This window comes from Saccharopolyspora sp. 6M, from assembly GCF_020176775.1.
GTDB lineage: Bacteria > Actinomycetota > Actinomycetes > Mycobacteriales > Pseudonocardiaceae > Saccharopolyspora_C > Saccharopolyspora_C gregorii.
In genome coordinates this window covers 1-1,963 of sequence record NZ_JAIUJZ010000269.1, presented here as the reverse complement: position 1 = coordinate 1,963, position 1,963 = coordinate 1, and the positions used below count along the sequence as shown (strand labels likewise).

At 70.0% G+C, this 1,963-nt stretch carries 1 protein-coding gene; it reads left to right on the top strand.

Going from position 1 to position 1,963, the window contains the following annotated elements; genetic code table 11:
• Positions 1-391: 391 nt before the first annotated feature.
• Positions 392-1,876 carry a putative glycoside hydrolase gene (locus LCD31_RS27040; protein WP_255619040.1) on the top strand — a complete coding sequence of 495 codons (1,485 nt, stop codon included), beginning with the start codon at positions 392-394 and terminating at the stop codon, positions 1,874-1,876.
• The last annotated feature ends 87 nt before the right edge of the window (positions 1,877-1,963 follow it).

The following is a 1,963-nucleotide window of genomic DNA, read 5'->3' as shown; positions in this document are numbered from 1 at the left end:
GGTGTCGGGGGCGGGGTCCTGGGTGCTGCACGCGGCACCGGACAGGGCGAGCAGCGCCACCGCCGTCACGGCGCAGGTGCGCTCGATCACGCTCAGCATCAGTTCGCACGTTAGTGCAGTTTTCGGCCGATGTGGATACTCAAAGTCACTTGTTGATCTCCACGTTATTACCTGGAAGGGTGGCGCGAACATTCGACCGGCAACGTAACGTGTTCAGTTGTCCGGATTCGCCGACGTCGGGGAGGCGAAAGCTGTGACCGAACCTGCGCCCGAAGGGGCCCCAGGGCCAACGAAACCCAGCCGTGACAACGGAATCGGCGGCATCCCGCAGTGGGCCGTCGTCGCCGTCGCCGTCATCGTGCTGCTGATCGCGGGGTACGTGCTGCTCCGCATGCTGTCCACAGAGGACGTGCGGGTCGACGGGCTGCCGTCGCACCCGGTCCGCGCCGAGGCGACGGCCGATGGATCCATTCAGATCCGTTCCGAGGGCGGCGGTTCCACCGTTCTGCTCGACGGGAAGCCCGTGCCCACCACGCCCCAGGACGGTGCGGTGGCCGTGCACGCGGCCGCCGTGCCCGACGGCTCCCACGTGCTGGAAGTCGTCACGCCCAGGGCGATCTCCTGGCTCGGCTCCGCCAGCACCACGCAGGAGTTCACAGTGGACAGCGCGCCACCGGAGCTCCAGGTCGAGGATTCGCTGCGGCCCGAGAAGCTCGGCGAACCCGTCACCGTCACCGGCAAGGCCGCGGGCGCCGACCAGGTGACCGTCGCGGGCGAGCCGGTCCGGCCCGGGCCGGACGGCGCGTTCTCCGCCGTCGTCGACCGGCCGGAACGGGAGGTCCAGGTCGTGGCCACCGACCTCGCGGGCAACCGCGCGGAGCGCACCATGACCGTGCACATCAAGCACCCGGGCATGCGCGCCGTGCACATGACCGGGCTCGCCTGGACCAGCGACTCGCTGCGCGAACCCGTGCTCGAACTCGCCAGGCAGGGCCGCATCGACACCGTCGAGCTCGACATCAAGGACGAAAGCGGCGAGATCCCCTACGATTCCGCGCTGCCCGAGGCCAACCGCATCGGCGCCGTGAAGAACTACTACGACGCCCGCGAAGCCCTCGACCAGCTGCACGGCATGGGCGTGCGCGTCGTCGGCCGGCTCGTCGCCTTCAAGGACCCGGTGCTCGGCGAGGCGTCCTGGCGCGAAGGCCACCGGGAACGGGTCGTGCAGACCGCGGACGGCCAGCCGTGGAGCAGCGGGTACGGCGACTTCGCGTTCACCAACTTCGCCGACCCGGCGGTGCGGCAGTACAACATCGACCTCGCCGCCGAAGCCGCGTCGCTCGGGTTCGACGACGTCCTCTACGACTACGTGCGCAGGCCGGACGGCGGCATCGAGAAGATGCGCTTCGCCGGGCTGCGCACCACGCCGGAGCAGGGCATCGCGGACTTCCTCCGCGACACCCAGACGGCGGTCCGCTCGAAGGGGGCGCTGCTCGGGGCGTCGGTGTTCGGCATCGCCGTGGACCGGCCCACCCAGATCGCCCAGGACATCCCGCGGATGGCGAAGTACGTGGACTACATCGCACCGATGGTCTACCCGTCGCACTGGGGGCCGGGCGAGTTCGGCGTCGACGATCCGAACACCCAGCCCTACGAGATCGTGCAGCGCTCGCTCGCCGAGTTCGCCAAGGCGGTCGAGGGCACCGACGTGCAGATCATCCCGTGGCTGCAGGACTTCAGCCTCGGCGCCAGCTACGGGCCCGCCGAGGTGGGCGCGCAGATCAAGGCCGCGCGGGACGACGGCATGCCCTCGTACCTGCTGTGGGCGCCGAACTGCCGCTACCACGGGGAGGCGCTGGTCCCGCAGCAGCCGTAGCCGCACCCGCGGTCGTGGCGGAGTGAACGGACCGTTCGTCCAGTCCCGTTGGTCGAACGGTCCGTTGACTCGTGTCGGTGTGGGGTG